At 58.6% G+C, this 26,759-nt stretch carries 20 protein-coding genes and 2 pseudogenes; 18 read left to right on the forward strand and 4 right to left on the reverse strand.

Translation table 11 applies throughout. The features are described from left to right. Position 1 precedes the first annotated feature (1 nt). Positions 2 to 1,138, reverse strand: coding sequence for an anti-phage 6A-MBL system MBL-fold protein (gene mblB, locus H1B27_RS19855; protein WP_197967208.1), 1,137 nt, complete (start codon positions 1,136 to 1,138; stop codon positions 2 to 4). Between the two features lie 145 nt (positions 1,139 to 1,283). Between mblB and H1B27_RS19860 the strand changes: the two genes are divergently transcribed. The 3 genes from H1B27_RS19860 to H1B27_RS41430 are packed head-to-tail and all read left to right on the forward strand — an operon-like array spanning position 1,284 to position 3,008. After that, complete coding sequence (locus H1B27_RS19860) at positions 1,284 to 1,811, forward strand: hypothetical protein (RefSeq protein WP_197967209.1); 528 nt, start codon at positions 1,284 to 1,286, stop codon at positions 1,809 to 1,811. Continuing rightward, positions 1,811 to 2,239, forward strand: coding sequence for a hypothetical protein (locus tag H1B27_RS19865; RefSeq protein ID WP_197967210.1), 429 nt, complete (start codon positions 1,811 to 1,813; stop codon positions 2,237 to 2,239). The genes H1B27_RS19860 and H1B27_RS19865 overlap by 1 nt, the downstream gene beginning before the upstream one ends. A gap of 28 nt (positions 2,240 to 2,267) precedes the next feature. Further along, positions 2,268 to 3,008, forward strand: a complete 741-nt coding sequence (locus tag H1B27_RS41430) for an ImmA/IrrE family metallo-endopeptidase (protein WP_512699749.1) — start codon at positions 2,268 to 2,270, stop codon at positions 3,006 to 3,008. Positions 3,009 to 3,041: 33 nt separating this feature from the next. Here H1B27_RS41430 and H1B27_RS19875 read toward each other — a convergent pair whose 3' ends face one another. After that, positions 3,042 to 3,347 carry a hypothetical protein gene (locus H1B27_RS19875; RefSeq protein ID WP_197967212.1) on the reverse strand — a complete coding sequence of 102 codons (306 nt, stop codon included), beginning with the start codon at positions 3,345 to 3,347 and terminating at the stop codon, positions 3,042 to 3,044. A gap of 854 nt (positions 3,348 to 4,201) precedes the next feature. On the opposite strand from H1B27_RS19875, the gene H1B27_RS19880 reads away from it, so the two are divergent. From H1B27_RS19880 to H1B27_RS19935, 12 genes are all read left to right on the forward strand, one after another. After that, on the forward strand, positions 4,202 to 4,543 hold the full coding sequence (locus H1B27_RS19880) for a helix-turn-helix transcriptional regulator (RefSeq protein ID WP_197967213.1): 342 nt from the start codon (positions 4,202 to 4,204) through the stop codon (positions 4,541 to 4,543). After that, the gene (locus tag H1B27_RS19885; RefSeq protein ID WP_197967214.1) at positions 4,533 to 5,876 is read left to right on the forward strand and encodes a type II toxin-antitoxin system HipA family toxin; all 1,344 of its coding nucleotides are present in this window, start codon (positions 4,533 to 4,535) and stop codon (positions 5,874 to 5,876) included. Before H1B27_RS19880 ends, H1B27_RS19885 begins: the two co-directional genes overlap by 11 nt. A gap of 385 nt (positions 5,877 to 6,261) precedes the next feature. Beyond that, entirely contained in the window at positions 6,262 to 6,453 is a 192-nt protein-coding gene (locus H1B27_RS19890; RefSeq protein ID WP_197967215.1) for a hypothetical protein, read from the forward strand. 69 nt (positions 6,454 to 6,522) lie between these two features. Beyond that, entirely contained in the window at positions 6,523 to 6,744 is a 222-nt protein-coding gene (locus tag H1B27_RS19895) for a hypothetical protein (RefSeq protein ID WP_197967216.1), read from the forward strand. A gap of 3 nt (positions 6,745 to 6,747) precedes the next feature. Beyond that, on the forward strand, positions 6,748 to 7,509 hold the full coding sequence (locus tag H1B27_RS19900; protein WP_197967217.1) for a hypothetical protein: 762 nt from the start codon (positions 6,748 to 6,750) through the stop codon (positions 7,507 to 7,509). A gap of 174 nt (positions 7,510 to 7,683) precedes the next feature. Continuing rightward, positions 7,684 to 8,187 carry a hypothetical protein gene (locus H1B27_RS19905; RefSeq protein WP_197967218.1) on the forward strand — a complete coding sequence of 168 codons (504 nt, stop codon included), beginning with the start codon at positions 7,684 to 7,686 and terminating at the stop codon, positions 8,185 to 8,187. A 9-nt stretch (positions 8,188 to 8,196) separates the two neighbouring features. Continuing rightward, on the forward strand, positions 8,197 to 9,372 hold the full coding sequence (locus tag H1B27_RS19910) for a GSU2403 family nucleotidyltransferase fold protein (protein ID WP_246515537.1): 1,176 nt from the start codon (positions 8,197 to 8,199) through the stop codon (positions 9,370 to 9,372). Positions 9,373 to 9,417: 45 nt separating this feature from the next. Beyond that, positions 9,418 to 9,663, forward strand: coding sequence for a hypothetical protein (locus H1B27_RS19915; RefSeq protein ID WP_197967219.1), 246 nt, complete (start codon positions 9,418 to 9,420; stop codon positions 9,661 to 9,663). 240 nt (positions 9,664 to 9,903) lie between these two features. Next, on the forward strand, positions 9,904 to 10,425 hold the full coding sequence (locus tag H1B27_RS19920; RefSeq protein ID WP_197967220.1) for a hypothetical protein: 522 nt from the start codon (positions 9,904 to 9,906) through the stop codon (positions 10,423 to 10,425). 117 nt (positions 10,426 to 10,542) lie between these two features. Continuing rightward, the gene (locus H1B27_RS19925; RefSeq protein WP_197967221.1) at positions 10,543 to 13,335 is read left to right on the forward strand and encodes a TrlF family AAA-like ATPase; all 2,793 of its coding nucleotides are present in this window, start codon (positions 10,543 to 10,545) and stop codon (positions 13,333 to 13,335) included. Positions 13,336 to 13,679: 344 nt separating this feature from the next. Continuing rightward, entirely contained in the window at positions 13,680 to 14,837 is a 1,158-nt protein-coding gene (locus H1B27_RS19930) for a hypothetical protein (protein WP_197967222.1), read from the forward strand. A 414-nt stretch (positions 14,838 to 15,251) separates the two neighbouring features. Continuing rightward, positions 15,252 to 18,383: an AAA domain-containing protein gene (locus H1B27_RS19935; protein WP_197967223.1), complete on the forward strand. Its 3,132-nt coding sequence runs from the start codon at positions 15,252 to 15,254 to the stop codon at positions 18,381 to 18,383. 514 nt (positions 18,384 to 18,897) lie between these two features. On the opposite strand, the pseudogene H1B27_RS40205 reads toward H1B27_RS19935, so the two are convergent. Both H1B27_RS40205 and H1B27_RS41010 read right to left on the reverse strand, forming a co-directional pair. Further along, positions 18,898 to 20,091 (reverse strand): annotated as a pseudogene (locus tag H1B27_RS40205) (phospholipase D-like domain-containing protein); the annotation flags it as partial. Then, on the reverse strand, positions 20,088 to 20,603 hold the full coding sequence (locus H1B27_RS41010; RefSeq protein WP_311976961.1) for a C-terminal helicase domain-containing protein: 516 nt from the start codon (positions 20,601 to 20,603) through the stop codon (positions 20,088 to 20,090). The pseudogene H1B27_RS40205 and the gene H1B27_RS41010, both read right to left, overlap by 4 nt. Before the next feature lie 1,018 nt (positions 20,604 to 21,621). On the opposite strand from H1B27_RS41010, the gene H1B27_RS19945 reads away from it, so the two are divergent. The 3 genes and pseudogenes from H1B27_RS19945 to H1B27_RS19950 all read left to right on the forward strand — a co-directional run bounded on the left by H1B27_RS19945 (position 21,622) and on the right by H1B27_RS19950 (position 26,737). After that, on the forward strand, positions 21,622 to 24,888 hold the full coding sequence (locus tag H1B27_RS19945) for an nSTAND3 domain-containing NTPase (protein ID WP_376708989.1): 3,267 nt from the start codon (positions 21,622 to 21,624) through the stop codon (positions 24,886 to 24,888). Beyond that, positions 24,863 to 25,081 (forward strand): annotated as a pseudogene (locus H1B27_RS40215) (conjugal transfer protein TraG); the annotation flags it as partial. The gene H1B27_RS19945 and the pseudogene H1B27_RS40215, both read left to right, overlap by 26 nt. Before the next feature lie 372 nt (positions 25,082 to 25,453). Beyond that, positions 25,454 to 26,737, forward strand: a complete 1,284-nt coding sequence (locus H1B27_RS19950) for a methyl-accepting chemotaxis protein (protein ID WP_197967225.1) — start codon at positions 25,454 to 25,456, stop codon at positions 26,735 to 26,737. Positions 26,738 to 26,759 lie beyond the last annotated feature (22 nt).

Below are 26,759 nucleotides of genomic sequence, written 5' to 3' on the forward strand. Positions count from 1 at the left end.
GCTAGCCCGCCCGCACCGGGGTCGCCGCGACGCTCACTGCGCCGGCCGCGGTGGCCGAAACGAGCAACAACTGGGCTCCCCGATCGGTGATCTCGATGGTGCTCGGTTTGGGCTTGCTCTTCGAAGGCAGATCCATGGTGACCTTGAACTGGCCGTCCTTGAGATCGGCGACCGACCGATAGTAGCCCGCGGCCTGGCGGTGCGGCGGCTGCGGATCGAGGTCCTCGTCGCTGCCCTTGGACGGGATCGACCAGCTGGTGGATATCATAATGGACCGCTCGCGCCCCCGAGTCTCGCACAGCCACTTGACCTCGTCGGTCGGCTTGGTGACGTCGATGCCCTTTTCCGGCCCAATCGAGAGGTAGGAGCAGTGGTGTGGGATCTTGAAGATATCCCACAGCAGCCGATCCTGGTTACCGTGGCGCTTGGACGTGATCACGATCTGGTTGATCGAGTCGTAGTTGATGTCCGACATGAACAGCGCGCAGGTTTCGCGGCGTCCCTCCAGGAAGGTCGCCTGAAAAACCACGCTGTGCTGGTTGCGGTCGATGATCTCGCTCTCGTTCTGATGCCAGCCGAAGGGGCTATGGACGAAGAGCTGGACGCGCTCGGGACCGAACATCGAAAAGCCGGGCACGTACTGGCCCGCGTCGGTGATGAGGTGCGCGCGCGATTCCAGCGTCAGACCCTGCTTTTCCAGCCATTCCTTGAGCTTGGTCGGGCGCGAAAAGACGCGGATACCCTTGCCGATGCGCAACCGGTGCCGCGCCTCCTGACGGAGGATGCGGGCGCTATCCTCACAGCCGTCCTCCAGGATCGCCGCGGCCGGCACCCACAACTCGTCGATCTTGATCCGGCCTTCACCTTGATACTTCGCGGCATGCTCCAGCCAGAAGAAGTCGCCCGAACCGCAACAGTGGTCGTCGTCGAGGTGGGTGAAGCAGACCACATCATAATAATCGCGCTTGGCGGCGCGCAGGTCGGCCTTGAGCACCTCGGGCAGGTCGATGCGGGCGTCCCACATGTCGGCGGGATTGCGCATGTCTGCGTAATCGACCAGCATCTTGCGGCCGTTGGCCATGTCAATGCGGGTGCAATCGGCATTTCCGAGAGGATGAAAGGTCAGCTTGGCTGTCATATCGTTCTTTCTGAATGGTGTTCCGGCTCGAAGTGAGCCCCTACCTTCCAAAGCTCGCGACCGGCGCGAAGTCGGACGCGAAATTCGCTAAATCTTATTTCCGACTTCGCTCGATTCGCGAGCTATGGCTTTCGGAGGAAGCCGATTGACCGATCAATTTCCCAAAGCGGCGGCATTGCTGACGCTCTCCGCGGACCAGCGGAAGAAGCTGGCTGCCTTGGCGCGGGTGAAGGCCCGCGGCACCACCTTGGAGGCGGACGACCTCCTGCAGGGCGCCAAGGCGCGATGGCTGAATCCGGATTCGACGGCCGGAAACGATGCGTTCGAAGTTCTGTCGGGCGCGGTGAACAGCATCGCGTCCAATGATCGGCGCCGAAGCGCCACGGTCCGTCGTGGTGAAGGGAAACGGCTCGTCGCCGCGTCCGTCGATGCGCCAGATCCGATCGAACTCGCACAGGACCTGGGCCCCTCCCAGGATGACGCGTACCTCCGCGAGCAGATCTACCGAATGTGCGACGACGAGGAGATAAAAACTCTGCTGCTCCTCCTGGACGACAATGCGACGCGGGCGGAAATCCTTGCCGAAACTGGCTGGGACGTGACGAACTATGAAACCGTCAGGAAGAGAATGAAGAAGTGGGGTGCTTCCCTATACAAGGAAGGGAAATTGTGATGGAGACCGATCGTGAACTTTCGTTTCGCGAAGAGCTCCTGGAAGAGATACAGCAGGAGATTCTTTCGCTCGAAGGACCCGCCTTGGACGAGTACCTGCTCGCCTTGGGTATGGATCCGAACCATCTTCTGGAAAGCTTTGACGCGGTTTTTCAGGATCCGGAAATCGCCGCGAAGCGCCGGAAATTCGCAGCTGCCCGGCAGCGTTCGCGTGAATCCCAAGCCCCCCTCAGCGCCTCGGTCTTGTCGTTCGAGCCATCGAAAAAGCGCGAGATACTCGCTGCCCTTACGAAAAGAGTTGACCTCACCGGCGACATGACCATCGCGGCGCGAAACCGACGCATCGAATCCGATGACGATCTCGACAGCTTCCTCGAAGCTTGTCTGCGGCTAGGCCTTATTGACGAGTCCGGCAAGCTGAAGGAATGACCTCTTGCGGCCAGCCGAACAACTCCTCGTGGAACTCGGCGTTTCCGAGGCCAAGGAAATCGACCTTCTCGCCATCGCCGATTGCGTCGGCGCGCAAGTTCTCTACAGGCGGCTCGTCGGCTGCGAGGCTCAGATCATCGGCTTCAAGGATCGCGCGATCATTCATGTGAGCGATGGGGCGAGACCGAACAGGAAAAGGTTCAGCACCGGTCATGAGCTCGGGCATTGGCATCACCACCGAGGCCAGTCGTTCGTCTGCCGTTCCGATGACATCGGTCGTCCCTTGGACGAGCGCTCGCGAAATGCCGAGCGAATGGCCGACGTCTATTCCGCCGACCTCATCCTTCCTCCATACCTCATTAAGCCGAAGCTTCATGCGATCGGAGAGGTTTCGCTCGACGCGATAGTCGGACTTGCGCACGAGTTCTCGGCCAGCCTGGCCGCGACCGGCATCCGGATCATGCGGATGACGCGCGAGCCTTTGATCCTGATCGCAAAGGATCTGGCAGGCACGAAATGGCAATGGCCGGGAATCACGGTCGGAGGTCTCAGGGTTCGGGACGATATCGATCTGAGATCTAGCGTGAGCGTGTCGCTCGCAGGCGTCAACCGGGTCGGACCCGTCAAGAAGGAGTCGGCGAGCTATTGGTTCGATCGCCGACACATCGAGCAATTCGACGTCAAGGTTCAAAGCGTCCGGACAATAGAAGGCGAAGCGCTCACGCTTCTGCGGATCCCGGATTTCAAGATGATCGAAATCTACGGGTGATGCGACGATTTCGCGAGTTGCGCAGCTCTCTCTTTAATAACCCTGATCGGGAGCCGCCGGTAAGGTCAGCATCTGGCGTCGAAGAACGGTCACGCCGTATTGAGCATCCATATGCCGTTGAAATAGATCGAACAGGGCCTGGACGTTTTCGGTCAAAGCAGGGTCGTCGACCGGCGATAGAGTTACCTGGTGCTCCTGAGCCGTGCCCCAGAGCCATCTTTGGAAACGGTCGAGGTTCGCGTCGCCCACGAAGATCGTGGCGGCCACCCACAAACCCATCATCCAGTCATAGAATGCACGCGCCACTTTCGGGTCGAGAAGACGGAAAAGGAGATTCATCGCGATCCTCCGTCAGGCCCCAGCGAACCGCTACAATGTAGCCGATTCGGCGAAGCGCGATCTTGTGAATATTGGGGATTGCCGAGGTCGGAAGAGCGGGAATGTGTGGGTGAGAGATGGGTTATTGTCTGATCTGTAAGACACGCTCGGATTCCAGCAGAACGTTCTTGCTTGGTCGGGGCCGCCGTCGGCCCACTTCAAGGTGAAGCACCTGTTGCGCCAGCGAACGCTCATTCCGAAGAAGTCCGGCGAATGGAGCTGAATGACGTTTGCGATCGGTCCGGCGTCATCGGCTGGAGACTGTGTCGGCCGACGAGCCGGCGACGACATGCCCCTTGAGCCAGCTGCCGATCCCCATGCTACCTGCCTCGCCAGGAAGCAGCGTTGCTGTGCGGGTGCGAGCTGGCTGAAGGGCGCATCAGTCAATTGTCTGCTCTTGATCGGTGCGGGATAGGCTGCGGATTGTGCAATCTCGATGCCTGCCAGGGCGACTGACAGGATTCGCTCATCCGCATTGTCGGCGACCATCGTTCCAGGTGCAGCTGGAATTTGGCATCCACGTGAACGGCGGCCTTGGTGCAAGCAAGTATATGCGTCGATTGCCGCGCCGACGGCGATGATCAAGTTGGGTGTGGATTCTTGATTGCCGGCCGACCGCGCTAAGTGGACGCGATCATCACGCCGATAATCAAGTCATTGTATTCCCCAGTACATCGGAGATATGGCGCCTTTAGGCGCCGATATCGCCGTTTGCGGCAGCTTAAGGCGCCAAAAAGTTGACAAACAGCGAAAAGCGATTACAATAATGGGACCATAAGATGCCAAAAAGGCATTTAAGGGAGCCTTAAGACGCCATGCCTCCTCGCAGCCAACTGATAAGTGCGCCTCCCTCGGCCGTCCAGGAGGCGATCAAGCGCCTAGGAAACAACCTTCGGACCGCACGCCTCCGCCGCAACCTCAGCCACGCGGAGCTGGCAGCCAAGTTGGGGGTAGACCGTCACGTCATCGCTGACGCGGAGAACGGCAAATTGAGCACGAGTGCCGGCGTGTATGTTGGCATGCTGTGGGCAATGAACCTGCTCGCGTCGCTTGCCGACGTTGCCAATCCGAAGAACGATGAGGAGGGGCTTGCTCTAAGCGGCCTCGATGAGCGTGAACGTGCGCGACAAGGGGGGGAACCAAGCAATGCCTTCTGAGGAGTGTTTCGTCTACATCACGCTGCCAAGCCAGACAGAACCGGTTACGGCGGGGCGGTACCAGCTCGACACGACACGCCAAGGTGCTGCTGTCGGACAATTCGTCTACGGCCGCAGCTACCTTGAGCGAAAGGATCGCGTCGAGTTCGACCCGGTCGAGCTCAAGATTCAAGTCCCTCCGTTCCGGACAACGAAGCTGCGCGGCAATTTTGGGGCGTTGCGGGACAGCTCTCCGGACGCATGGGGCCGCAAGCTCATCGAAACTCGTTTGGGTAATCCATCGCCGAGCGAGATTCAATATCTGCTCAATTCACCCGATGATCGCGCCGGCGCTTTAGGCTTCGGTCTCAACGTGCAACCGCCGGCACCTGCTCGTGCGTTCAACAAAACGCTGGACTTGGCGCGGTTGATCGAGGTGGCCGACCAGATCGTCGCCGCAGAAAAGGATCCGGCAGCACCCGCACCAGCTGGTGCTGACGCCGAACAGGCCGAGGCCTTGATGCGCGCGGGCACCTCGATGGGAGGCGCGCGGCCGAAGGCTACCGTCGAAGACGAGGATGCGCTTTGGCTCGCGAAATTCCCGCATCGCGACGATCGATGGAATAACCCGCGGGTCGAACATGCCATGCTGACCCTTGCTCGCGAGTGCGGGATCTCGTGCGCGGAGAGCCAGATGACCACGATCGGCGACAAGGACGTCGTCTTGATCAAGCGGTTCGATCGCAACAAGGCCGGGAAGGGGTACCTTCGCAGCAGGATGGTGAGCGCCTTGACGCTGCTCGATGCCGATGACACGCCCGACACTGTCGATAAGCGTCAAAAATGGTCGTATCTTCTGCTGGCCGACGAAATCCGACGAGCCGCATCCGGAAGTCAGTCGAAGGATCTGCCAGAGCTGTTTCGGCGGGTGTGCTTCAATGCTCTCATCTCCAACACCGACGATCATCCACGCAACCATGCCATTTTGGCAAAGGATCAGGCCTGGTCGCTCTCGCCGGCATACGACCTCACACCGAACCCGATGATTGCCTTGGAGCGCCGGGACCTGGCGATGGCCTTTGGCACCTGGGGACGATACGCCAACCGGCTCAATTTGCTGTCGCAGTGTGAACGTTTTCTCCTGTCCAAAGAAGAGGCAACTGCAGTCGTCGACGGCATGAAAGCGACCATTGGGGAGTCCTGGTATCGGGTCTGCCGACAGGTGGGCGTCAGCGAGCGGGACTGCGAATTGATCCGCAGCGCGTTCGTTTACGAAGGCTTCGGTTACGATCTGGCGGATCCGACGATCGCAACCGACGACGCCGAAGAACTGCCGACAACCCGCCCGCGCTAAACCGCAGCTGCTTGATGCTGCGAACGAGGCACCTGCGAACCTGCAACTGGTATTTTTCGAAGGATTCAGATATCGTCAACGGCCGCTCCCGGTATCCTTGGAGGTGGGCAGTAGTCTGCGGTCGGCAGCGTGCCACCAGCGTTTGCGCGGCGCTCGACGGATGCTGCCGTCGTCACGAAGATTGGCAAAACGCCGGGGCGGTCCGGTAAGTGTAACGCCGAGCCGCTCCGCGGTGGACAGAAGCGGGGGCTCTCTTTGGAGGCTCGGGCCTTCTGCAGATCGCACGATCGCGAAAAATCTACGGTGCAGGCGGAGAGCGACTTGCCCCAGCTGGGAGACTCACTCTAAGCACAAAACACGGTATAACTTCCTGGCGATCTGAAGAATGTCGAAACCTGGCCTCAATTTACCAGCGAGCGGGTATGCAATCATCGTCGATGGTCACGTGAAAGCCGAGTTCGCGACCAGAGACGGCGTAGAAGGTGGGGCGCAGGATTTGAAGCGCCGATTTCCCATGCTGCAAGTCGAGATCTACGATGCAGCCGCGCAAGCCGCGCGGCATGTGAGTGCACCGTAAATTGCCGGTGTGCCAACCTGGCATTTAGGTTCGATCAACCGGCATCCATTTTTTTTGCTAAGTCAGGTCATGGCAAAGGCCGAATCAGAGCGCGCAATTCGAGCTTTGGCAACGACGTGGTATGACACGCTTGCCGAAGAGGACCGTAAGCATCCGAGCTTCTCTGCGTTCAAAACGTGGCTCTCCAGCAACCACTATTCGCACTTCCTGAATTTCCGCTCCCGTATGGGAGCGGACTACGACGCTGAGATGTGGTTCGACGACGAACTCGGGCAGACGTGGCGGAGGTGAGGCTTGGGCCAAGAGACACGGCGCCCGGAATGGGGAAACATTTCGCAGATCATATCTGCGCTCTGCGCCGTGGCGCTGGCCATCTTGGCCATTTACGGGTTCTTCTTTTCGAAGACCTCGCAGGCGTTCGTGAGCTACCTCCAATCGGAGTTGGCATTGCGCAATATACGTATTGTGAGCCTGGAGCAGACCGAAAAGGACCTGCAGCGCTCCATTGCGGAAAGCCAGGTGAGCTTGAGCAGCTTGACCGAACAGAAAGCCACGCTGGAACGGCAGATTGCCGAGCTCCAGATCGCTCAACAAGCTTACGCCAAGCAAGTGCAGGAACTCGGTGCCCAGCTCGTCGGCACAACGTTCTCGCTCGTTCGGGAAAAGATATTGGTCAGCAAGGCGACCCTTCTATCGGAGCTGGACGTCTTGGAATTGAAAATTCAGTCAGACTGGTACGACAAGGGCGTACCGGCACAGACGGTCAGGCCCTGGCAATCCTACCTCAAGACGCTCCAGAACAAGATGTCGGAGCTTCCTGAAGCGGATAGAACAATGGGCAAAGCGGTCCTGGATAAGTTCATTCAGCAGTGTAACAGCTTAAGCTCAGTCGTGATCCAAGTGCCGGCCATGCGGGTCGCCTCAAGCGAGAGCTTATCTGCCTATGATTACAATATCGACAGGCATCCGGTCGGAATTCGCGCCAAGGCAATAGCCAATCAGATCCGCAAGGCGGAGGACGACATGCAAGCCTGCTTCAAATCCCTCGCTCAATAGAAGCTGGCGGCATCGCCAGGGCCAGCGAGCCTGCTGAACGGCTTTGACTCTGCTCGCAAGCAGCGTCTCGAATTGCCGCTTTGCCGAAGCGCCTTCAAAAGCATTTCAGCGTCGCCCGGAAACCCCGGTGATGTCGATTTCGAACGGCGTCTCAACTCCGAGATATTGCCGGGCGTGGCATCGCGCATCGCCGTCGACATGTGGGAAGCTCGCTTCGTCAAGAGCCACAAGGGGCGCTTGACCGAGAAACACGCCTACCTGGCGCGTACCCTTGATCGAGGATACGTCGCGTTTGGGGAATGCGCGGCAACGGCCGAGCTACACGCAGTCCGCGAACTGAGGAGCGCCATCTCCAAACAAGCGCGTCTGGCCAGAGCCCGAGCTAAGCGGGCCGAGGACTATCAGGAACTCCTCCGTAGCCGTTGTGCCCGGGGCCGGTACGACAGCGCCCACCGGGTCGACCTTGCCAGCTACGAACGATGGCTGCCGAAACATCTGAGAGAAGCTTTCAGGCACTACGAAGAAGGCCTCTCCCTGCGGGTGATCGAAAACGCAGCGGTCGACCTAGTGCGATCGCACTTGGCAGATCTGATCTATCAATTAGACCGCGATGTTGCGCGCGCGGAAGAGGAAACCGATAGACAGGCGCTGGACCGCCGGTTTGGTGGAGGCGGGTAGCAAAGCGCGATGAAGGGAGACGAAGTTCCCGGTTTCAACAGTTTGGCGTCATACGCGATGGAACTGTTGAAACCTTTGGTTTTTAAGGATAAATACGGTTTCAACAGTAGGGCCGCTAAAACTGATCGAAGTGTTGAAACCATGGATTTTCAAGAGCTTAACAATGATCAGCGCCGCGAGGTGGTCAATAGCCAGCAGCGCTTTCAGGCCCTGCGAGATGCCAAGGAGGCGTACGATACTCATCGCGGTTCCCTGACCTGGGTGGAGTCCAAGGGCCGCGAATACCTCGTCCGGAGCTACTACGACAAGGGCGGGCTCCGGAAGCAAGCCTCGCTGGGCCCGCGTTCACCCGAAACTGAAAAGATGAAGGCCGACTTCGAAGCTAAACGCGCTGCGGCAGACGACCGCGTAAAAAACTTGCGCGATACCATGGAGCGGCAGGCCGCAGTCAATCGTGCGCTCGGCTTGGGTCGTGTACCGTTGATCGGAGCCCGGATCATGCGCGCTCTCGACAGCTTCGGAATGTTAGGTTCTGGCATTCGGATTCTCGGGACGAACGCGATCTACGGATATGAAGCCTCTTCCGGTGTCAGACTCGATCCGGGCTTGGCCACGACTGAAGACATCGATCTGCTGTTCGACGCGCGCGGCGGGCTTATGTTTTTCGCGGACGACGACGTCTCCGAGTCATCGCTCCTGAAGATACTCAAGCGAGTGGACACCAGCTTCGAACGCGCCAAGCAGACGTTCCGTGCTGTAAACAGGGACGGCTATCTCGTCGATTTGATTAAGCCAATGCAGAGCCCACCTTGGAAGAAAGCTCCCGACAAGATCGGCTCTGACCCGGAAGATTTGACCGCCGTGCAAATCGAAGGACTCGATTGGCTGCAGAATGCTCCCGCCTTCGAGGCGGTCGCGATCGACGAAAAGGGCGAACCTGTGCGCATCGTCGCTCCAGACCCGCGGGTTTGGGCTGCGCATAAGCTTTGGCTGTCCCGGCGTGCGGACAGGGAGCCGCTTAAGCGACAACGAGACGCAGCGCAGGCGGAAGCTGTCGGGGCTCTGGTCGCGAACTATCTCACTCATCTGCCATTCGACGCAGAACAGCTGAGGATGCTTCCGAAAGAAGTGGTAGACAGCGCGGAGCCGCTTTTCGTTAAGAAAGACACCGCGGCCCGAGCCTAACAGTAGGTCTCGAACGACCAAGGCCGGCATATCCGGTGCCGATCATTGCGGCACCATGCCGATGATCAGCATGATGCTGCTGCTCATCGGCATGCCGACCATCATCATGGCGGCATCATCACCGTCATCATCATCCTCAGCACCCGCAGCCAGCACCAGCATCGCGATGGACCACCGGCATTGCTGGCAGTCCAGCGGCTGCTGGCGCCAGAGAACGATCAAAAATCGATTGCGATCACCGCAGGCGAAATCTTCGCGGCGTTAATGTTTGGCTTCCGAGCTGGCCGCTGATTTCCGATGACTGGGCATCGACTTACAAAATCGAGTCGTTCTTAAACCCCGGAATCGAGTCGCTCTTATAGCTCAAGCGAGTCGTTCTTAAAGTGGACGTATAGGAGGCTGCTGCATCATCATAACAGAAGCTGGTGGGCCCGCCTGGATTCGAACCAGGAACCAGACCGTTATGAGCGGCAGACTATCGATCACCTTCGTTGATTTTGCTGCGGTTTCGCCTGTATTCGATCGCGTTTGTTGCATTTCGATGAGGTCGTTTCTGGTGCGAAACTGGTGCGGTTCCGTCCCTTTCAGAAGCTGGTGAAGCGACATAAGAAAACCGGCAAGGCGATTTCTCCCAGCGCAAATGCCATTATGAAGGTCTTAATGGGACACGCCTATAATCTTGGCCTTCATGATTTGTCAGATACCTTCAATGAAGCTTTCGACAGCGATCTCCGTAACTCGATCGCTCACGCCGACTATACTCTCGTAAGGGACGGCATGCGTTTGCGTCGGCGTTACGGCGAGGATGTGAGAGAAATCAGCTGGGCAGAACTCGATACAATCATCGTCAAAGGCTTGAATTTCTTCGGCTACATGCGCGACCTGATCAAGCTGCATATCGAAACTTACGATCCGCCAAAAACGATTCAGGCTCAGCTCAACGAGCGTGAGCCCGTTACAGCTTGGACCATCTTCTATGGCCCCGCCAGTGGAAAATTTGGTGTAACGACGGGCGCGGCGCCGCCCGACGGCTACAATAATCCACCAGCCTGAACCTATGGCTCTATTTGCAGACAAGGGCGCGAAATCGTTGGGTATCGTCAACACGGATATGCGTACTCCCCGCAAATCTGCTAGGTCTTAAACCAAAGAGCAGCGTGTTGAGGACCGATGGACAAGGGAGCGCATTTTCACCGTTGTGATCTGCAAGTGCATACGCCGCGTGACCATAATTGGACAGGAGGCGATGCCGTTTCGGACGACCAACGTCTGGCTTACGCCAGTCAACTGGTCCAGGCTTGTCGAGCACGTGCGTTGCAGGCTATCGCGATCACCGATCACCATGACATGGCGTTTGTCGAGTATATCCGCCGCGCCGCCGAGGAGGAGACTGATGAGCGTGGCGCGCCGTTTGTGAAGGAAAAGCGGCTTGTGGTCTTCCCGGGCATGGAACTGACGCTTGGCGTCCCATGCCAGGCACTGCTGATCTTTGACGCCGACTTTCCGGCTGATCTGTTTTCGCTGGCGATGACCGCGCTTACGATCAATCCGAGCCCTAACGGCGATGCCAAGACCGCCAACACCGAGCGGCTTCAAAATATTCATTCCCTGAAGCAGCTGAAGGAAAAGCTAGACGAGCACACCTATCTTCGCGATCGCTACATCATCCTACCAAACGTTGGCGAAAGCGGGCAATTTTCGCTTCTCCGCAAGGGCCTTGCCGGCAAGTACGCCGAGATGCCTTGTGTCGGCGGCTATGTTGACGGTTCACTCAACAAGCTTGGGGACGGAAATCGCAAAATAGTTGCCGGCCTTGCTAAGGAATGGGGCAACAAGCGGGTCGCGATCTTCCAAACCTCGGACTCGCGCCGAGAGGATCATCGTGAGCTCGCCAAATTCTCCACTTGGGTGAAGTGGGCGACGCCGACAGCTGAAGCGCTTCGCCAAGCCTGTCTTGCTCAGGAGTCCCGAGTTTCTCAAGAACAGCCGCTGCTGCCTTCGGTTGGTATTACGTCCGTCAGTATCAGCAACAGTGTTTTCCTCGGCCCTGTCGATCTCGAGCTAAATTTTCAGTACAACGCACTGATCGGCGGTCGCGGCACCGGCAAATCGACGTTGCTCGAATACTTGCGCTGGGCACTTTGCGATCAACCGCCCGGCATCGCCGACGAAGATACACCGAATTATCTGGCACGGCGCGCGCGGCTCATCGAACAAACCTTAAAGCCAGTCAACGCCACAGTTCAGATTAATTACGACGTGAACGGCGTTCCTCATGTCGTCCGGCGCGACAGCCGCGATGGAGGCCTTCAGATCAAGATCGCCGATGCCGAGATGCGCCCATGTTCGGAGGACGAGGTACGCGCGCTGCTGCCGATCCAGGGTTACAGCCAAAAGCAGCTAAGCGGTGTCAGCGTGCGTATTGATGAACTCTCACGATTTATTACCGCACCTATCCGCTCCGAATTGAGCCGCGTCGAACAGCGAAGCACCGATCGTGCCGAACGCATCCGGCAGACCTATGCATCAAGGAGCCGCCAGCGCGCGCTCGTACGTGCCCTCGATCAGCGGGCGCTCGAAGAGCGCTCCCTCAGCGAACAGGCCGAGGCAATTAAGTCGTCTTTGGCGGGCCTATCCGAAGATGACCGTGCCATCATCGCCAAGGGCAAGACCTTTGATGCCGCCGACCAGGCGGTCCAGTCTTGGCGCGACAGCATTACGACGTTCAAATCCGGCGCTGAGAGTCTGCGCGCGATGGTCACGTCCAGCCTCGCTCAATCGGCGCCGGCACCAGCCGAGCCAGACGCGGCTGTGCTTCGGGCGGCTCGAGCGGAACAACAAGCCCTGTTGACCGATGCCCAGACGGCGCTTGATACGCTGATAGCAAGGGCAAGCGGCATACTTGAGGCAGTAGGGCCGGACAGCCCTTGGCGTCAATGGGCGGCCTCTCTTGCTGGCTTTAAGGCAGACTACAATGCTGCGGTCGCCCGCTCCTCGACACATGCCGAGAGGATGACGCAACTGAGGCAGATTGAGGAGCAATTGACGCGCCACGTCCGCGCGACCGCCCGTCTTCGCGAGGAACTGCGCGGGCTTGAAACCGCTGAGACTGTTTATGAAACCGAAAGGAGAGCATGGCTAGCTTTGCGGCGAGAGCGTGCTGAACTCATGCGGGCACAATGCGCGTCGCTCACAGCTAGTTCCGATGGAATGATACGCGCTAATGTTAAATCGTATGCCGATCCTTCGGAATTCGTGAACAGTCTGCGTCAATTTTTGAGCGGATCGCGCATTTCTGGCGGCAAAATTGAATCGCTGGGAGAAAGCATCGTATCCGCCGCTGATGGCGTCATCCAATGGAGCGCGGTGTTAGCCGATCTTGAAAAACTCGCCGAAGTCGACCCGGAGAACGAAGGAAATGCTCCCCGTCCCGAAACGCCATCGCTTTCTGCGGCCGGTCTGACCGCTAGTGAAATCGATCGTCTGGCACGTAGCCTCAAGCCTGACCAGTGGTTGGCGCTGTCGCTTATTCCCATCCCGAGCGTACCTATATTCGAATACAGGGCGCGCGAGAACGAATACATCCCGTTCGGCAACGCGTCCGCCGGCCAACAGGCAACTGCGCTGCTTAAGACCCTGCTCAACCAAGTGGGACCACCCCTTGTCATCGATCAGCCTGAAGAGGACCTCGACAATCCCGTGATGCTTGAGATTGTGGAGCAACTTTGGAAGGCGAAACAGAAGCGCCAAATTGTCTTCGCAAGCCACAACGCGAATCTTGTGGTCAACGGCGATGCTGAACTTGTTGCCTGGTGCGACTACAGGACTTCCGGCGATCAATCCCGCGGCGTCGTCGCCGGTGAGGGGGCAATCGACGTGCCCAATGTACGTGAAGCGATCGAACGGATCATGGAGGGCGGTAAAACGGCTTTCAATCTTCGCCGCGAAAAATACGGCTTCTAATCTGCTTCTGCCGCGTGCGTTGCTAATCCGCAACCGCCAAGCCGCGGACATTCCAGCATCCACGTCCTTCTATTGACGCCGATCCTCGAAATATTTGGATGTGATGTCGCTCGCAGCGTCGGCACGACAATGCTTCCTTTCGGTCTGATGATCGACGGCCAATTTATTGGGGAGACGTTTGCCAAACTGTGGAACGAGGATTTGCTGCGCAGCAACGAGAGCGGGCGGTCTTACGAGGGCAGGGTACGGAGGCCTGCATAACCGTGGCCGCCGCATTGTGAGGGATGCCAGGGTAGTGTAGGGCACGAGCTTGGACCTGTGTCCTGGAAGAGAGCAAGGCTGGCATGGCAAGAAGGGCGGTGATCTCGTCAGGTGTCCTAAAAGGATATCTTCTCGAAGAAGTCGTCGCTTCGCTGATCAGGAACGCAGGCTATCGTCTTCTGACGAGGCCGGAAGATGACCCGCACGACCTCGCCCTCATGGGCAATGGGCTTCAGGTGCGCGGACGCGGCGGATTTCACCAGGCCGACGTACTAGGCGAATTGACATGGGCTCCGGCGTTCGGAAATCCCATTCGCCTCTTCATCGAGGCGAAATGGAGAGGGCAGGGACGGGGAAAGGTGGGCATCCCCGAGGCACGGCACGCTGTCGGCATCCTCCAGGACGTCAATCAGATGCTTGTGACGGTGCAGGCGCGATCAGTCGGAATCGGTTCGGGGCGCACAAGCGAAGACGTCACGAATAGCGGGAGAGGGTTCTGCTACAGCTATCGATATGCGCTGTGTTCCACATCGGGTTTCACGCCGGGTGCACAAGCCTATGCCCTTGCCCATCAGGTCGCACTTCTCGACCTGTCCCACCACGAATACGACGAGTTGCGCTCGGCGATCGATACCGTTGGGGATGCCCTGCACGATTACATCGAAAGAATGGAGCTCGCCGGCATCGCGTCGGCTACGCCACGTGGACAGCTTCTCAGAAGGATACGCGCGACACTGAGACGTGAGCTTTGGGATCTGCCGCTAGAGGAGGCCGACGGAGGATTACTGCCGGTGCTCCGGCCGCTGCTCGAAGCCGCCTGGAATATCGGCGAACTGTTCGTCGGTGTATCGGCAACCGGCTTCGTCGTTCTCCTAAAAGCGGATCATGCCGATCGGATGATCCGCCATATGCAGGCTCCGGCCGATCCGTGGACCAGCATCCACTATCAGCTAGACGAGGACGGCGCTTCAAATTGGCGGTTGACTGTGTCCAGTCCAGGTGACGACATCGAGCCATGCCGGCTGTTCTTCGTTTTACCTGATGCGATGCTCCGCGTCCTGGATGAACAGGCCGAGAGTAGCCGGCGCCGCGCGGCCGCTCTGAACCTCAAGGCTCAACATTTTTCTCGGATCACCGTTTACAGAATCACAGATGAAAAGAGCTTGATCTGCTCGCTCCGCCTGGATGAGGGGTGGCTGAGGGAGGCCCGCCGACGGCTTGAAGGCCGTGCGCCTAGGTAAGGCAATTGCACGACGCCTACTAACAGTAAGGATCCGATTGCCACTCGGTATCATTGATGCAGTCATGCGAGCATACGCTTAATGTATTGAGAAATAAGTGATTTATCGCGATGGCGGTCGCTCAATCTGAAATCCAGTCATAGTAGCCCCGTATTCCCAGCGAGACGGTAAGCACGTAGAGCGGGTGTGGACGACGAAGCGCTCGTAGGGGATATCCCGGAGTATAGTGCTGCCTCCGCCAATGCCGGGCGGGAAAATCTTGCTAAAGTTAGCTCGCCGAATCAGGTTGCCCCGGCTGACCGAGACGCTGCCGATGTAATTTCGACGGCAGCGTAGCCGGCCCGAATACTAAAAAACATTGCATATGCAAACGCCCGCCTCGCCAAAGCGATGCTCCATCCGAGCTCATAGTTGATGCCGAGCACATTGAAGAAACTGCGGCCGTTGGCGGACCAGTTCGACCTTGGGGATCAATACCTCTCGGCCCCCGGCGCTGAGCCGCTCAAATCGGCGATCATATCGGCCCACGACAAGCGCGAGGACCAGCCGGTAGTGCTCAAATACTGGCAAAAGACAGGCTCGGCTGTCGACGATGATCTTCGTGAAATCTGGCAGCATGAAATGCGTCAGGCCGAGCGTGTGCTCGCCTATCCAGGCGCCGACAAGGTCATCGTCGAGCTGCTACGTTATGGCGAAGCGTCAGACGCCTTCTTTCTGGCCATGCCGAGGGACCTTACGCCGCTCGATAACATGATCAGGCACGCGCGCTCCGATCATTGGCTCAACAATCTTGATGTCCCGCGCTCGCGCATCGTTCTCTGGCGAAACGCCGAGCGCCTCGCAAAAGCGCTCGAAGCCGTGCACAATCAGGGGCTGGTTTATGGCCGTCTGGACAGCTCCTCGGTATTTACGGCATCTGCCACGGCGCCCGACTTCCGGCTTGGCAGCTTTGAATGGTGCGTCCGGCTGTCGGAGGCGGACAAGGCCCCGGTTGTCGTGTTTGCGAAATCAGCTGACGCGCCGATCATCATGTCGTTCCTCGACGACTGGCGCGCGCTGGGCCTGTTGCTCGCAAGCCTCCTGAAGCTCGACGTCTCGCGCCTCAGCCGCGGCCTCTCCGCGACGGAGGAAATCGACGCCGCCGGCGAGCGACTCGCCGTGCTGGAGGCCGGTGAGCGGGACATGCTCCGCTGGCTGATCGAGCCTGCGCGCCATCGGGCGGTTGACGCCGAGATCGTTTGCAGGCGCATCGAGCGTGTCATCCTGGATCTGTCCGCTTCCGCACTTGAAGACCGGGGGCGTTACCTTCTCGCCATTCGGACCGGATCCACATTGCTCACCCGAGCGCTCCGAGACGCTTCAGGTGACCTCTTTGATGCCGACGACCACAGTGCGCAAATCAATTTCGTCGAGGCCGACATTGCTGGCGGCGCTGAGCTCGTCCGAACCGCCGACGGCAGCCTGATCGTCATGACCGAGCTGTTCGGCTATAGCCTGGCGGGATATTCGCCCGATGGTTTTGCCGAGGCTGATTGGCGGGTTGCCATCTGCGATCACGCCCGTCCGCGCAAGGACATATTTCTCGGCCGGCATCGGACGGTCGAGTTGCCCGCGCACCGCATCGAGGTGATCCGCTATGGAAGCGCGGGGCGGCGTCTCCAGGAGATACGCAGGGATGCCATCGACTGGCGTTCGGCGCTCGATGACCTTGGTGACCATGATGACGAGGCACTCGAAGCAGTGCAGCATGGTCTACTGCTGGCCCAGTTGACCGAGGCGCTTTTCAGGGCCGCCGAAATCATCCCGGTCCGTGCCAGGAAACGGCGCCTGCCGGGCGGGGAGGAGCGGATACTACTGTCGCCGCGGTCCGACGATCGGCGTGGCGCGCTCGTCGAAGCCCTCGGCGTGGACAGCCCGGAGCGCACGCTGTCCCGCATGTTCCTGGAGGAAGAAGCCGATATCGACGCCAAGTGGTTGTTGTCGGACTCAGGCTCCCTCAGCGATCTCGGCCGTGCGAGCGTCACGGTCCGTTTCATTCAACCCGTCCGGTTAGACAATGAGCGGGTCTACGCGTTCAGCGCAACTGGCGAACTTCCGCCCACGGCAGATCTATTCCTGCGGCAGGTCGACGATGCCGGGACAGAGGGAGCCATCAACCGGCGGCTTCGCCTGCTTGGCGCGCTTGCCACGCAAGAAGAGCTTCTCTCTATGCTCGCGGCCCCGCGCAAGCGGCTTCGCCGGTATCACGACGAGTTGCTGGAGGATGAAGATTTCAGGGACCTGGATGCGTCCAAGCAGCAGGCACTTCGATCGATCTGGACAACGGGCCCGACGCAGCTCGTCGTCGGGCCGCCGGGAGTCGGCAAGACCAAGCTCGTGACCGAGATCGTGCGCCGGGTTCTGCAGCAGCAGCCGGCCGCCCGCATTCTCCTCAGCGCGCAGGCGCATCAGGCCCTCGATCAGCTCGCGGCGGGTGTGCAGAAGACCCTTGCCAAAGCCGCCATCGATCCGGACCCACTTTTGGTCCGTTCGCGGGCCGACAATGCCGCCGAGTTGTCGGGGGCACAGACGACCGACCGGGTCAAGCAATACCTCAACGCGCTCGATGGCAGCCCGCTGGTGCGCGGCGCGCCAATCGAGGTTGCCACTGCCATCCGGGCAATGAAAGATGATGCACGGCAGGGACGCAATGCCTCCGATCATGAGTCGCGGCGACAACGGCGCTCCTTCGAATCCCTTGTGCTGCGATCGGCGAACATCCTGTTCTCTACCGCCAACTCCGGGGACCTCGCCCGCCTTGTGAACGACCATAACCAGTTCGATTGGGTTATCGTCGAGGAAGCTGCCAAGGCGACGGGCCCTGAGTTGATTGCGCCCTTGCTTCTTTCCATGCGGCGGCTGCTGATCGGCGATCACAACCAGCTTCCGCCGTTCGACACGGATCGCGTGCTGGAATTCCTCGCCAACCAGACCAATGTGAAAAATGCCGTGCTGCAGAGCGGGCGACTCGTCGGGGGAATTTTCTACGACTACGGGCTCGATGAACTCATCGACCTGATGGAGGACGACGACGCACTCGGTCGGACCTGCCAGGCGGCGCAGCGCATGATCCGCCTTTTTGAAGCCCTTGTCGTCCCCGAACTCGAATGGCGAAAGGCAAATCCCACGCGGTTGCAGGCCGCAACTGAGCTCCTGGATCAGCACCGGATGCATCCGGTGATATCGACCGTCATCTCCGAATGCTTCTACGGTGGCCGGCTGAAGGACGCCGACAAGGTCGCAAACAGGTTCCTCAAAGGTACACCGCCGGTTGCTGTGGCGGCACACCTTCCGAAGTCACCGATCGTGATCGTTAATATGCCCTACGTCCAGGAGGAGGACGGTGCCAACGAGGAAATGCCTGCGTATCACAATCCCGCAGAGATTGACGCGATCCTGAAAACGATCGCCGGGCTGACACCGCTACAAAATGAAAAGGGCGAATGGCCGTCGCTCGCGGTGCTGTCTCCGTACAACGAGCAAGTAAGCGAGCAGCAATATCTTTAGCCAGACCTGGACCTGTAAGATGAACCCCGATTTCAGCGTACGGCGCATCGCGGCGCGTATCAGCGGACGACCAATTTAGGCTGGTCACGATGATATTGTCGTCATCCCATAAGAGGAACTTGCCATGAAGATCGCCGTCCGGCACTTCGATAAGACGCACGCGGGTTGCTTCGGTCTCGCGCTTCAACGCAGTGGCGTCAGCCTTGCTGACGGGTGCCGATACGCGTGAATAGTAGATCGTACCTTCGACGTCGTTACGCTTGGATGCCGAAACAAGCGGTATGAGGGTTTTGGGTTCTGCTCCACGGCCCAGACGGTCCCCGCCCACCATGATCCGCTGAGCGGCGTTGTTGCGCGCAAAACGAATTGCCTCGTCGTGCATATCGCCTCGGACCATTCTGATCCGGCTCGCCCCGCTCGGGGCCGAAAGCTTCCGTAACCCCCGCGCCAGTTTGGTGAGTTCGCCGACCGTCTCGGATACGGGTATGGCAGCCAAGATGAGATCGGCGAAGTCCTGGGCGCAATCGGCGATGGCGTGAGAGTGGCGCAGCACGACAGAAGTCTCGATACGTTTGAAGCCGGTCGAGAGCCAGTTGCAGGAACCGACGATCGCGACGTAGCGTCCGATCGAGCCGTCGTCGGCAAGCACGAGCTTGGCGTGCGAGCGCGTGCAGACCATGTGTACGCGCGCTCGATCCCTCAGGACCGGATCCTTCTGAATGATCTGGTTGATCTCGATGGCCTGCTCGAAATTGCGCTTGATTGTCACAGCGTCGCGCGCCGCGCCCCAAAAGACATCGATGCTGGCACCCTGGTCGGCCGCCTCCCGAAATGCGTCCTGGAGCTTCGCGAACGCGGCGCTGTCGAGGAACGTCGAATGAATGACGACCCTGTAACGAGCTCTCTTGAGAATGGCCAGCAATTGCTTCTCATGCTCGGCTCCTGTCAGGAGGATGTCGTTGCGGTCGATCGGTGGGCTTGCGACCGATACGCCTGCGATGGTCGGGATTTTCGGCGTGCGAAGCCGTACCGAGGCTCCTCGTTTCGTTTCGGCCGCCGCGCGCCTGATCGCCCGGATCAGGTCGCCAGGCGCTTCCCGCGGCAAGCCACCGATCTCATTGCCGGACACGGTAAATAGGGCGTAGCCCGGTGCGAATGTCGACTTGTTGAAGTCGATTTGCGTCAGCTCCTCGTCACCGGCAACATCGCCAAGTATTGTCTCGGCGGTCTCATGCAGCTTCCATCCTGGCAAATTCGACCACGCCTCCTCGACCAGAACCTCGCGCACGTCGTGCTCCTTGCGGATCTTCGCAATATCGTTTGGCCGGTACGGCTTTAGCTCACGCTGCCCGAAGGCCCGCAGCGTGAAGGGTTCGACGCAGAAGGAGAGCAGGCGGGAGCCCGGCCGGGGAACGCTCGGTAGCGCTTCGGCGTTAGCAAGGGCGTCGTTGCCGGCGGCGCTGGTACGGAAAGCCGCTCCTTCGCTGTTGGTGGCAAGCTCGACCCACCCGGCCCGCATCAGGCGGAGGATCAATCCGTTCAAGAGTCGCGCAGGAACCTTGGCGACATCGGCCAGCTCTTTTGAGTTGCGGGGCTTAACGGACAGCGCCCAAAGGACGAGGCGGTCGACTGCGCTCCAGTCGTTACCCTTGTCGACCCACACCCGAAGCCGGGCGGCGCGCACGGGCACTGCGACGCGGACCGTCATCGCGACGCCTCCCGCAGTTCGGCCCACTCGACGATCGAGACCTTGGGCGTGCCGTCCTCCAGTTTTTCGCCTTTCAGACGATCGAGCACCGAAACCAGCAACGGCAGGAATTCGCGGTCCTCATCGGCCAAGCGCTTGTCGCCCGAATAGCTGCGTGCATGGACGTGCAGGAATTTGAGGCTGGTTACGATGATCAGCTTCCATTTGGCGCGGCTCAGCAAGACGTTCATACGGCGACGCCGACGGACAAAGCCAAGCGCTCCCATCCCGGAATGCCCGTTGTTGCGGACAAGGGAGACTATGACGACGTCGGCTTCACCGCCCTGAAAGGAGTCGACCGTGCCTTCGTACCCGCCGCGCTTTTTGGGTTTCTCGAACCGCGCAAGCTGCGGGAGCTCGCCACGCGCATTCGCAAGGGCGAGGTCTAGCCGGGTTGGCGCAGTTGTTTCAACGCGGTCAACATGAACGCCGGGACCACAACTCAGCAGCGGGCCGCCGACGAAGACGTGCACAGCGCTCGCGGCGAGATCGGGATACTGCGGAGCGGAAGTGAGGCTTTCCTTTGGAAAGACAGGATGTACGCTGCTTGGCAGAAAGGTAGTTGGCGGGGTTGCGCTATCGCTTGCAGTTATCTTTATCGTGGTTAGTTCTCGAGTGTCTCTGAACGAAGCGAGACGGTTAGGCTCATCGCTTGTCGCCCTGGACGGGTCCCTTTTAGCTCGCTCATAGCGATGCGACTATCGGCCTGCCTATATGCACCGATCCGGCATACGTTGAATTGATGTGGTAAAGCTGACAGCGTGCGTGAAAAACGAGTCTATGAATTGAGCGTGGCTAGGGTGACGGAGGTCAAGGAATTTTGTTGCGCGCCTTCCGGTGCTGCCGGAGCAATCCATGAATGAGCCTTCTTCCACCCAGCATAGGCCAGACGAGCTTTCTCCTTCCAGCGGCGGACGATCGCTCGAAGGCTATGTTTATCAGCTCGACGTCTCAATACTCACTGCGCTCGATCTAATTCTTGCCAAGAAGGTGGCGAATGAGATCGTACTCGAGCCGGCAACCGAGGAAGATCTTGAAGCCGACATCGAACAAGAACCGGGCGCGCTGTCACAGAGTGTTGTGCTCGACGGATACCGCTTGGTTCTTCAGTGCAAGCTGCGCAACACGGGGCCATGGAAGCACGAGGATCTAAGCCGTCTTCTCGCCCATGGTAAAAGGCGAAAATCTGCTCGCGACCGCCTGGCTGACCGCAGTATCCGCTATCTTCTGGTCACTAGCGCCGACCTGGACGGTGTCGCTCGCCAGCTCAAAGTTGAGACACTCGGCGTTTGGCCGCCGGCCAGCGCACTGCCCGCCGACATGGCGAGGAGTTTGCCCGCAGATGCAGGCGGCCGGATCGCCATTCTTGGGGCAATGGACCAGGAAAAGATCAATGCACGCACGGAGCGATTGCTAAGCCAGCGCTTTCGCGTACCCCATTCAAATCTTCGAAGCTGCCGTGAGGCGTTGCGTAGTGAAGCTCTTTTGCGCATGTGTGGTGCGGCGCAAGGCGTATGGACGCGCTCTGACGTTGAGCGCCTGATAAAAAGTGCGGGAGGTTATGCGGGAGAATCTGCCGATTTGGAGGGCTTCGTTCCTCCGACAAATTGGGACGATTTTAAAGCTGCGATCAACACGAAGCACGCGATCGTCATCGCTGGTGCGTCAGGGACAGGCAAGACGCGCACGGCCAAAGCGCTGATCGCCCACCTGCGTGATCGGATACCAGGCATCAAGCATGTCGTCGTCCATGGTGGTCCTGAGAAAATAGCCGATGATTCGGCATCGCGACCCGTTGTTTATGAGATTGAAGACCCTTGGGGCCGCTTTCGGCTGGAGCCAACCTCCGCGCCCTGGAACGGCGCCATTGCCGAGATACTCCAATCCGCCGATCCCGAGAGGAAATTCGTGATCACCAGCCGGTCGGATGTGCTGCACGAGAGCAAGCTACGGCTGAAAGACAAGTGGATTATAACTCTCGAAGACGAAAACTACGGCCCGGACGAACGAGCGAGGCTTTTTGAGAACCGGTTGCCTAGCCTTTCGCCGGATCTTCAACCCATCGTGTTGAAGTCTCGGACTGAGGCTATCGATCGGCTCGCGACGCCGCTTGAGATGCACCGGTATTTCGCCGTTCTCTCTGACGGGCTGGAGAAGGACGAGAACAGTGGTCAGTACATTACGCGTTGCCTGTCCGATGCCCATCAGAATTCGATAGAATCCGCGCTCATTCATAATGTTCGACAGCGTGGAACATGGGCGTGGGCAGCCATTACTTGGGGTCTCTTCAAGTCAGGCGCGCGTCAGACATTCAACGTCCTTCCCTCCATCCAGGCAGGTCTAACCAAACGCGAGAGCGATCTCGAAGACGGCCTCGAGCCGTACTTGAATTTCTTGATTGCCGGGCGGAATTTGCGGCAGTCAGAGGCAACGCTGACCTATCAGCACCCCCGCGTTGAGCTAGGTCTTGAAGAGGCCCTCAAGGAGAAGCCGGGCCTCGCAGCGCGAGTCCTGTCCTATCTGGTCGAAGTGCTGATCGACATGGATGAAAGAACGGGGACGGACTGGGGAACGGAGGGGGCGGCGCAGCTGGTTTACGCTGTACGTGAACGTTCGATCGTTCAACTTGAACTTCAAGCAGAGCGGCAGTCGCAACTGGATGCCTGGATCGATGCGCGATTGGCAGAGACGGGGCCTAATTTCAGAGAGGACCTGAAGCTCGCTGCATCCGTGGGCTCTGCAAATTCGATCCCAGCAGAGCTTTCCAGGTGGCTTACACATCAGAAGAAAGACAAGGAATATTGGTTCTTCGACAAGTGGAGTGCGCCAGATCGGTCACTCGATTGGTTCCAAAAAGTTGCGGCCGATCACAGGACGCGAGCGATTTGTACCGCATTCATCACACGCGAAATACCTCACCACAATCCCTCTTATCCCGCACAGTTTGCCGGCCAAGTTGCGAAGCTGTGCATTGATCTGACGCCGGCCTTTATGGATGCGGCGCTTTCAATTGTTCAGGACGGCTACAACCCGAATGCCAATTTGATTGCTACAGGTGCGCTCGCCGATCTCAATGGTTTTGAGGAGGTTGTAACGCAGGCAATTTCATATCGCAGCGAACTCGCCGGAAAACCCGATGATGAATTCAAGCTTAAGCTCGCTAACGGCGAGTACGATGGCGATTACGGCGATCATTATTATGAGAGTATCTCCGAAGACGGTCAGACGGCGCACGAATTTCTTGAGTTTTACGTTGCGGAGAAACGAGAGAGGGACGGGTGGAACGCTATTCGCGATCACGCGCATGCTTTGGATCTATTGTATTTCTGGATAAGGACTGCCGAGCGCGCTCCGGGCGTCACGATTGACGAATGGCGCGCCATCGCACGAGCCGCATTTGACAGGGCGGAAGAGTGTGATTTTTGGCAAGCCATGCAGAAGGGGATCCCCGAGGAGTTTTTGGAGCCTCTAAGGGAGCGATTGGTTGCCGGGAGTGCCATCCGGGAAGTCAGGATTGAGGTGCTAGAAACGGCTCTGTGCGCCGCGCCATCTCAATTATTCTCGGCGCTCGAAGTTCTCGTCGCAGAGGGCGACGTGCGGCGGGTAATTGAAGTGGTGCTCGAGTTTGTCGACGTCAGGGAAGCGAAGCTTCAAAGGAACAACATCGACTTCGACGCTCTCGGCCTCCAATTTCTCGCTGCCTTACCTAACGCATTGGCGGAAGCGGCGAATGCCGTGTTCGCATCCAGCTTCGACGAGTTGAGCAAAGATGCGCTGTTGCTATTTGAACGGTTGGACACGCGCGGCAATCTCGAGCTCAAGTCCGTTCAGGCGGAAGCGCTTAGCAGGGCTGGCTTTAAGGTAGATCATCTGCTGAAAGAGATCCTTAGCTCGCCTAAGAACGACGGCAAGACTATCGCGATTGCCGTGTGCGCGGTTTCTATAGCCGCTCGAAGTCAAATGTGGCCGCTCGTCGAAGCCGCCTTGAGCCACCGGTTTGCCGATGTGCGTGAAGTGGCTCTCAGCTCGCTTGCTGAGCAGTCCCCCGGTCCCCTTTCCCCCCAGCTACGTAACCTGGCGAGCGATAAAGGGCACCGGGTTCGTGAGAAAGTGCTCTCCCTACTGCAAGAGCGTCCAAACGTCGATAATATGGATGCAATATTGAAGCTGGCCGCCGACACATGGGAGCCCCGACAACCGCAACATGAAGAGGAGCGGGACTTCCGCATTGCCTATGGCGCTGCTTATCTCTTGAGTCAGCCGCCACAGATCGGTGATGAGTATGTTTCCGAAATTGGCAAGATACTATTCCAAACTGAGGATCGTGACGTCAAACTGATGTTGTTGCGAGTTCTCGTCCGCAATGGCTCGAGGGATGCGCGTAAGAGAGTCTTGAAGCTGGCGTTGAAAACTGGCAATCCGCCTCACCACCGCTTGGCGGCCGAAGCATTGTGCTTGGAGCAACAATACGTCGATGCGGCGCTTGCTGCGGCAATTTCAGACAAGCAGCTTCTGGTTCGGCCAGCGCCAGTCGCGCTTCCATTGACGGTCGTCGTTGGAGCTTGCGCAGACCGTCCTCAGGTTGTTGCCGCCGCACAGTCGTTGGCGGCAAAACCCGATCGCAGAGTGCTGCTCATTCCGTTGGCGATCACGGCTTTTGCCCGCGACCGCGAGTTGGCTCAGGCGATTATAGAGCTCTTACCGGCCACGACAGGGTCTGCGCTCTCCGATTACCGAGCGGGTGTTGCCGCCGCCTGATCCGGCGTCGTCGGGTCGATCATCGCGAACGGACGGATGGTCAACGCTCGGAACGCTGACGACGACGACCGGGCCGACCGACAAGGCCCCGCAAGCAGCGGAAGACACGGCGAACAGTGGTCTTCGCCGTGAGCCCGAACTGCCTGAACACGTTGCGATCGTCAAGGAGACGACCGAGCCGGCATCCGCGCAGAATCGCCAGGAATCAGATGGAGCACGAGAAATACGGCGATAGATACTCCCAGAAGCATAAGTGGAAGCGTCAATAGACGACGAAAGATATAAGTCCCCATGGCGATAGACCCTGCAATAACATCCGGCGCGTCCTCAGAACTGACGTGATCGCAGCAAGCGGATTCGCGCCGATGAAGGTGGTTGGCCACGCCTAGAACGCTGAAGCGATTCCCGCTTTGCGGAGTGTGCTCCAGCTAAGTGCTCTGATTACGCTATGTCGGCTTGATGAATTCAACTGCAGACGCCCTACTATCTCTATAACAATATGTTATGCGTGCAGTGACGAGCCCATCGCGACGCGAGGCACTGCCTGAAAGATTACGAGGTAATCATGCAAATGAATCCGCGGCAGATCGAAGCGTTTAGAGCGGTGATGCTCACGGGTAGCATGTCGGTCGCGGCCGAGATGCTCAAGATTACGCAGCCGGCCGTGAGCCGCCTGATCAAGGACCTCGAAGCGGATATGAAGCTTCTGCTGTTCCGCAGAGAGGGCAACAGGTTGGTGCCAAGTCACGAGGCTACGATCCTCTTTACCGAAGTCGATCGCTTCTATGTCGGTATGGATCGAATCGCGAAGATCGCTAACGAACTTCGACATGCCAAGGTTGGCTCGCTGCGGATCGCGTCCATCGGCGCCTTATCGCTAAGCTGCATCACGCAAGCTATCAGTACGTTCCATGTCGCTGTACTCAGAGATTATTCCGCTGACCGTGTTGCTCTGCAAGCGTCGCAGGAGAAGCTGAAGGAGGAGGCGGCAGTCGAGAGAAAAGCTACCCTTGCGCGCGCGACTTCGAGTTTTGAGAAGACGGTGGCGACCGCCCTATCAGAGGTAGTGGCAGTCGCGCTCGACATCGCGGGGGCGGTCCAAAGTCTGGGCACGTTTAGTCGTGATAACGTCGAATGCAGCGAAGTTGCGTTGCAAGTAGCCAGCCAGATTTCGCTCAACGTGCAAACCATGGCGGCTGCAGTTGAACAACTCGCTGCGTCAATTCATGAGATCAGTAGTCGTGTCCATGCTGCGAACGAGGTAGCGAATTCCGCTGCGGATCGAGCGACTCAAACGGCGGCGATGGTCGAGAGCATGGTCAGCGCGGCGGCGCAAATCGGTAATGTTGTGCAGTTGATCAGCGATATTGCTGGCCAAACAGATTTACTTGCATTGAACGCGACCATTGAAGCGGCTCGAGCGGGAGAAGCTGGGAAGGGGTTTGCTGTTGTCGCGGCGGAAGTGAAAAGCCTTGCGACCCAGACCGCGCGGGCGACCGAAGATATCTCGTCGCAAGTTGCTGGAATTCAAACAGCAACGAATATTGCCGCAGGTGAGATCCAGGGGATTGTATCGATCATCAAGAAGATTCGCGAAACGAGTGGCTCGATTGCCGCCGCTGTTGAACAGCAGAGCTCGGCGACTGCCGAGATCAGTCGTGCCGCACAGGAAGCCGCAAACCGAACGGATAACCTTAGGGAAACTGTCCGGGAGGTGCTGGGTAAGGCTAATACCGCGGGATCGGTCGCTGAAAGCACCGGCGCCAAGTCGGAGATCCTCAGTCACCGATTTGTCGACTTGAATCAAACGGCGAATGAATTCGTACAGAGCCTTAGGATCGCGGGATAGATCGAACGGCATCTTGAGCGAG

The organism is Bradyrhizobium diversitatis (assembly GCF_016031635.1).
Lineage (GTDB): Bacteria > Pseudomonadota > Alphaproteobacteria > Rhizobiales > Xanthobacteraceae > Bradyrhizobium > Bradyrhizobium diversitatis.